Origin of the sequence: Legionella maioricensis, assembly GCF_023618015.1 — a bacterium.
GTDB lineage: Bacteria > Pseudomonadota > Gammaproteobacteria > Legionellales > Legionellaceae > Legionella > Legionella maioricensis.
On the sequence record NZ_JAJKBJ010000015.1, the window covers coordinates 76,072 to 82,795 of the forward strand.

The following is a 6,724-nucleotide window of genomic DNA, read 5'->3' on the forward strand; positions in this document are numbered from 1 at the left end:
AGGTCTCAATATTATGATGCCCTAATCAGAAAAAAAAGGTAAGTATTGGATGAAAACCACACGCACCTACCCTATTAAACCCTATAAAGAATCAATTTTGCAGTTAACTTCTCTTCTTTGACAAAGAACAGAAAATGCTCTATTTATTTACAATGAGAACAAAATAGAGCTTAATGTGACATTTCATTCGCGCTTTTTTGTGCCAACCATTGATTTGAAAGAAAAAATCAAGGAAAAAGCAACGCTTCAACAAGCGGATTTCACCATTTTATCCCATTTGATCTCTCAGGATCTTGAGCAGGATTTAATTCTTTTACAAAAATGCATCACTGCATTTCCTAAAGAATTCGTGAGGAATTTAGTTTGTATTCATCCTAAAAGACTCATTGAACACGAGATTCTCGCCCAATTACAGGCAAATATAAAATTGGATAAATCGGTTGACGATGAGGCAGACAGCTTTGGTTATGCCTTCAATCTGGTTCAAGAGCATCTTGTCTCTGAGCAGGAGCTTCTCGAAGAAAGTTGTTTACACTTATACGATGATACAAAAGAGGCGGTTTATAATTTTTTTGTTGCGTTAGTTGAGGAAGAAGAATTCGCAGAAATCACTTTATCATCCAAAGAAATGCTGCAATTAACTCAATTCTATAAAGAGCTTTCAGTAAAAGAACCTTGGAAAAGTAATACCGAATTACTTCAGGAAATTTGTATACAACGAGGAATGGCTCTCATTTATACCCAGCGAGCGCAGGAAATCATCGGAAAGACTGTTAAAAAACATATAGATGAGCTTTGTGAGGGGAAATTACAAAAACTAGACCCTGTTGACAAAAAAGATGGGGTAGCGATTTTCACTACCGGGGGTGTTGCCTCCGGAAAAGGAAGCTGCTTGCAAAATATAGCAGACTCTTTAAATGAGCGCCTCCCTAAGGCGATTCAATGGAATGAAATAGTTCACCATAATGCTGATAGACTTAAACCCTTCCTGTTAGACCCCAAAAAAGATCCGCTGAAATATTCTCAATTTACTTATGAAGAAGCATTGCTGATCAAAGAAAGAATAATGAAGATTATTGAACAACAGGGCACACAATCAGGGCATTATCCCCATTTCTTACATGATCAAACAAAACTGAAAGCAGATGAACTTAAAGAGGCCAGTAAACGATATGGAGAAATAATTATCACTGCTGTATCGACTGATGCTGCCTCAGCCATAGAACGGGCTTTTTCACGTGGAGAGAAAACAACAAGATATGAACATACCGAAGGTCTTTTAGGATCTCATCAAGCAGTTCCTGGAGAATTGATAAAATCTTTAGCGCATGAAGAATTAATTGGCCAAGGAACTATTAGCGTGGCTATGTATGATAATAACAGCCCTTCCAGAATATTAAATATGTTTGCTTCCATTGATATGCAAAAAAAAGAAATTATCATTTATGATAATGTGGCCATGCAAAACTGGATTAAAAAGGAAAATATTAATCCTAAAGCCCAATCAGAAGAGGAACTGTACGTCAATAAGCCTGTACGAAAAACTGAGGAATATTTTACCCCATTGCTTGAAAAAGGCTTTGCCCTTAAACTTGAAGTAGCGTCAGAGAAAGAAGAGGTGATAGATGAAGTAATTGGTACGCCACCACCAAGTAATCCCATGAGCGTTTAAAGGAGTGAATTCATAATGAAAAACTTACCCCCCTCCAACAGGCCACAAGCGAAAAAGAAATGGTCCTTTATAGAAACGTCTCAAAAAAATATTAAGAACCAAGAAAAAAAACCATCTTCTACAGAAAATGATAACGAGAGAATAAATCAGGCTGATAATTTAAGCGAAGGAGAGCCTGAGTCAAAAGACCTTTGGGAAAATATTAGTTCTCCTAAAAAACTATAATGAAACACGATTCAAATAGCCCGCAGGAAGCAGTGCTGCTCCCATGCTCTAATCTTTCTGCTTTAACGGGTGAGGATTCTTATCACTTGAGTGAAGAGTGACCTAATTTATTCATTCCCAAGCCCCCTAAAACGGGATAGTTCCTCACGTGCGCCTTCTATTTTAGACAACACACCGTCTATGCCTTTCTCTGAAGCCTCCAAAAGTAACGTCGATATATCGGCCTTTTTTAACAAAAGAATATTTTGGGCGACCTCTCTTTGGACAGCAGCCTTCTCTCGTGATTCGATCTGCTCTACTCTGCTGAGAAAATCCTGAGTTTCATGATTTAAATTAATGCATTTTATGCCTTGTTGAATAAGACTAGGGATCATCATCGTTAGTGTCTTATATTTCATCGCGTCTTTATAATCTGAATCAGCTGTTGTCTTTCCACAACTTCGTAATAATGCCAATAAATTATTCGCAGTCAGACTAATGTCTTCTTCAATAAATGTTACAACGATTGCATCGATATCGTTACATAAAGTAGTAATGCCCTTTAAAATAGCAATATTTTCAGGTTTGTTAAAATCAGCCCACTTCATAAAACTTCCCATCTGGTTATGGATGGTATTGTGAACGTTCTCTATCCATTTTAACTCATAAGCGTCAATTTCCTTCTGAGCACCTGTTTCATCAATGGTTAATAATACCTTACTATGAGGTCGCTGATGCTCCCTACCCACTCCCTTTATAGAAGTTTCTCTCTGAGAAATATTGATGCTATTGTCATCCTGATTTTTGCTATATCGTTCATGTACCACATTTTTATTTGCAACTACATCAATAAATAGTCCATAGTCACTAAAAAGTTTTTTTTGCAATTTTTTAGCGAAACCGACTCCTTCACATACGCACATCACCAGAGTCAGACGTGGTTTCACATGGGGATCTTTAAAAACAAGGCTTTCCAATGCCCGTCCAAAATAAGCGGCTACCTCATTTAAATCATATACGGTAACGTCTCCTGAACGTTTATTCAGTACCCGGTTATCTAATTCTTCTCTTCCATGCGCTGAGAAATATACTTTAGAACGGTTGGTAATATTTCTAGGAAATTGGCTAGGATCAGTTAACTCTTGAAGTTTTTGTCCATCCAATATTTTTATAAGTTCGACAGGGCTATCATGGACCTGAAGAGAATCAACGGTAGCGATTACTTGATCTTGCGTCAGATTGATATAAACGATTTTATCGTACTTAGCATACACGGAATAACTCCATTTATTGCCTCTAACTGTAGTATAGTACTTTTCCTCTAAACTCGGGTTTTCAGCTAATCAAAGAGTCTCAACGCTTAAATTAATTAATTGAACGCTTAACTCACCTCGAGTAAAATCCCCCCATGAAATTTAGAGCAGTAGTAATCTTATTATCTAATTCAAGCTAAGGACGATGATATATCATGAAAAAATATCAGGATTTTCCTCTTCTAGTAATGGTGGCCCTGATGTTTACAACCATCTGTATGGAAACAGATATTTATGTTCCAGCTTTCCCTGATATGAAACTCTTTTTCGCCACCACAGCGGAAGCAATCCAAAAGATTTTAAGTGTTAATTTTGTAGGAATATGTTTGGGAAGCCTCTTGTTAGGACCTTTATCTGACTCTTTTGGAAGAAAAAGAGTACTCCAGGCAGGGCTAGTTCTTTTTACTCTGGCAAGCTGGGGATGCCTTCTTATTAAAAACTTTGAGCTGTTTTTATTATGTAGATTTATTCAAGGCATAGGTGCTGCTGCACCAATGGTCATTTCTTTTGCCATCATTTTAGAAAAATACGAACCCAAAAAAGTAGCTCAACTATGTGGCGGCCTCAACCTTTTTATTACTGGAGTTATGGCTGTGGCCCCCATTCTCGGCTCCTATTTAAATATTTATTTCGGGTGGCAAGCCAATTTCCTGCTTATTGCCGTTCTTGCAACTTGTTCTTTTTTAGGCAGTTTATTGTTTATTCCTGAAACGCTTCTCCCCCAAAACCGCACTCCATTTTCCTTGCCAATGATGGTTAAAAATTATGGGATCGTTTCAAGCAGTTTCCCTTTTATGGCCGCTTCCTTTATCTGTTATCTGCTGTTTTCAGGTCTTGTAGTATTTGTTGCAAACCTGTCATTAATCTTTGTTGATTACCTTGGCATGCCCAAAGCAAGTTATGGCTTTTATCAAGCCTCAGCTCCTGCTGCCTTTGCTTTATTTTCTTTGCTCAGCATTTGGATTATTGAGTATTTCGGCACAGAAAAAACAAAATATGCAGGGCTAATTACCGCATTATTGGGTGCTCTGTTCATCCTGTTTACTGCCTCTATTCAACCTAACCCTTTATTGATTTGTATCGCCATGGTCCTGTTTACCGCGGGCGTCACCCTTGCCGCGCCCATCTATGGGATGGAAGCTGCAAATGTATATCCTGAAATGCGCGGTATTGCTACAGGAATGAGCAACGCCCTGCGTCATGTGATTGTCGCAGGCATCGTTGCTTTAGGAAGTTACGCCTTTGACGGCTCCATTAAACCTGTGGCCATACTAATCTTTGCGTCAACAGCAATTACAGTATCATTGGCATTAGCTTTAATTAGACGAAATAAACCAGCCAACGTGGCCAGTATCAGCGCGGCATAATACTTGAAGCCAAGTTTTAAGCTCAAATTATCTCGACCATCAAGCATAAGCTGGGCAGTAAAGCCTGAGAGATCGTCAGTTTTTGGTATCATCCCCTAGCCCACCGAAGAAGTCGGAGACATTGCCATTAAATTAAGCCTTTGTAGCCTGGATTAGCGCGCAGCGTAATCCAGGATTTCGGTGCCAGATAACAAGGGATTTCAGCGAATGGTCAAGGTAGAATCAACTGAAGAATTGGGCGTGGATGAAAGTCGTACCTGATTAAAAAAGGTCTCTACCTGGCCTATAGAAAAAACAGAAGTAGCATGATTATTTGAATCATTTTGGAGAGTATTTTCTTTTTCTACATATCGGGATAACTCCTGAGCCTTTTCAATTCCTACACTTATACCCTGTACTTTTGAAGGATAATTATTTAGCACATAGGTATCTCTGCCATTTAGCCCTTTTCCCATTTTAGCTTCTGCATCCATTAGAGATTTATTAAAAACTTCTTTCTTCTCTTGAAGATGAATAATCAGTTCCTCTAGAAAAAGACCGATAGGTATCTCAATAGATTTTAAGTTTGGCAACTCATCCGGAGTTACCGCGCCCAAAGCACGATAAATCTCCATTGCCTCTGAATTCATAGCGGTTAGCCGGTTTCTGTATTCAACCTCAAGATGAAACTCTGTAGTTCCTTTTTCACTTTGATGATTAATCTGTTTTTTTATCCCAATACAAGAAAGGGCTATTTTTAAGATATCGTGTTCTTCTAATTTGAAAACCTCTTTGGCCACAGGAGAAACATGATGGCCGTAACATTCACGGGTTCCAACATTCACCGTTGGAAGGTATTTTTTAATAAGGAAACTGAGTTGTGTTGAAATGGTTTCAGAGGCATTACATCCTGCTATCCGCAGCATGATATTGTTGTCAGCCATTTCCAAAGCAGGAAATAAACACATTACCCCGGGCTTCATAAGTATTTTATTGGGCTCAGCTAAGCGCAAAACAGAACCTGAATGCCTATAACCCACGTAATTTTCACTTACATTCATTAAAATTTTATCCAAATCATCCAGAGAAATATAAAATTCATATTTGATAAGTTCCGTTGCACTGGCAGGAGTCCTGCTACTGGCAAACTCTGTTCGTCCTGGCAGAGGTGATATATTATATTGCCTGCAAAGATCAGGAAAAATATCCATAAGTTGTTGGAAAATAATATTTTCCCTATCTGTCTTTTGACAAGTAATACAAAAGCCCCCTCGGTAGATTGTAGCAACCGGATACCCCTCTGCCTCTGCAATTCCTTTACTAATTGCTTTTAATAATGCAAAGTCCAAAATTTTATCAACATTAAATTGCATGTAATTGCCTCACCAAAAAAACTGCGCAATATTGTAGCAATTAGTTCATTTGAAGGCAAATAAATATAGACGTTGTAAAGACGCTCGATGGCATAGCTACGGAAATGGCAATTTTTCCGGACTTACTTCATCTCGCATATGAGGGGTAAGGAATATTCATGGATTAAAATGAACATCCCCAGAGATAATTACATCAGGTCTTGATCAATAATTGAGTGATATCTCAACTCATGCCAAATATTATTATATTAATTTGATAATCGATAATCCTTAAACCAACCACGATATAAAAAAGATCTTCTTAAATCAGCTATTCGAGCTTTCGTTTTATTAATTAGACACGCTTTGTATACATCATCATAATATTGACCACCATGAACTTTACTAGCCATATAATCACAATCAGCTTCTTTAAATTGAATCCATAAAGTCTCTATTTTTTTTAACTTCTTATGAGGAGTACTCTTGGAAAAACTCCTATACAAATCATTTAATTCTTTATCGTAAGACGCCAATTCTTCATCCAAACACTTTTCAAAATTATTTTGATAAATCTTAGATGTACAATGCCCCTTATACTCATAGTTTCTAGCATTTCCATGAACCGAAATAAAAAAAAGGACTATTAATAAACAGATTTTATAAAATTTCATTTCAACAATCTCTCTCGTCTTAATAAATCAGCTTCTCGATTAACTCTATCCCTATACCACTCCTCTTTAACATTATAATTTCTCAAATGGCTTTCAGCTCTTTTCCAATCATTAGCTAACGCGGAACGATAGAATTTTTGAGAAATGGTCAGTTTCGGCATAC

6 protein-coding genes are annotated in these 6,724 nt (G+C 37.5%); 3 read left to right on the forward strand and 3 right to left on the reverse strand.

Annotated features, from left to right (window positions below):
* Positions 1 to 175 precede the first annotated feature (175 nt).
* Entirely contained in the window at positions 176 to 1,672 is a 1,497-nt protein-coding gene (locus tag LOX96_RS12325) for a hypothetical protein (protein ID WP_250424429.1), read from the forward strand.
* Positions 1,673 to 1,687: 15 nt separating this feature from the next.
* Positions 1,688 to 1,897 (forward strand): hypothetical protein, encoded by a 210-nt coding sequence (locus LOX96_RS12330; RefSeq protein ID WP_250424430.1) that lies wholly within the window; start codon positions 1,688 to 1,690, stop codon positions 1,895 to 1,897.
* 107 nt (positions 1,898 to 2,004) lie between these two features.
* Here the strand turns inward: LOX96_RS12330 and LOX96_RS12335 are convergent, their stop codons facing one another.
* The gene (locus tag LOX96_RS12335) at positions 2,005 to 3,150 is read right to left on the reverse strand and encodes a hypothetical protein (protein ID WP_250424431.1); all 1,146 of its coding nucleotides are present in this window, start codon (positions 3,148 to 3,150) and stop codon (positions 2,005 to 2,007) included.
* Between the two features lie 194 nt (positions 3,151 to 3,344).
* On the opposite strand from LOX96_RS12335, the gene LOX96_RS12340 reads away from it, so the two are divergent.
* Entirely contained in the window at positions 3,345 to 4,556 is a 1,212-nt protein-coding gene (locus tag LOX96_RS12340; protein ID WP_250424432.1) for an MFS transporter, read from the forward strand.
* A gap of 200 nt (positions 4,557 to 4,756) precedes the next feature.
* Here the strand turns inward: LOX96_RS12340 and LOX96_RS12345 are convergent, their stop codons facing one another.
* A complete protein-coding gene (locus LOX96_RS12345) occupies positions 4,757 to 5,908 on the reverse strand; it encodes a hypothetical protein (RefSeq protein ID WP_250424433.1) in 1,152 nt (383 codons plus the stop codon).
* Positions 5,909 to 6,156: 248 nt separating this feature from the next.
* Positions 6,157 to 6,561, reverse strand: coding sequence for a lysozyme inhibitor LprI family protein (locus LOX96_RS12350; protein WP_250424434.1), 405 nt, complete (start codon positions 6,559 to 6,561; stop codon positions 6,157 to 6,159).
* Between the last annotated feature and the right edge of the window lie 163 nt (positions 6,562 to 6,724).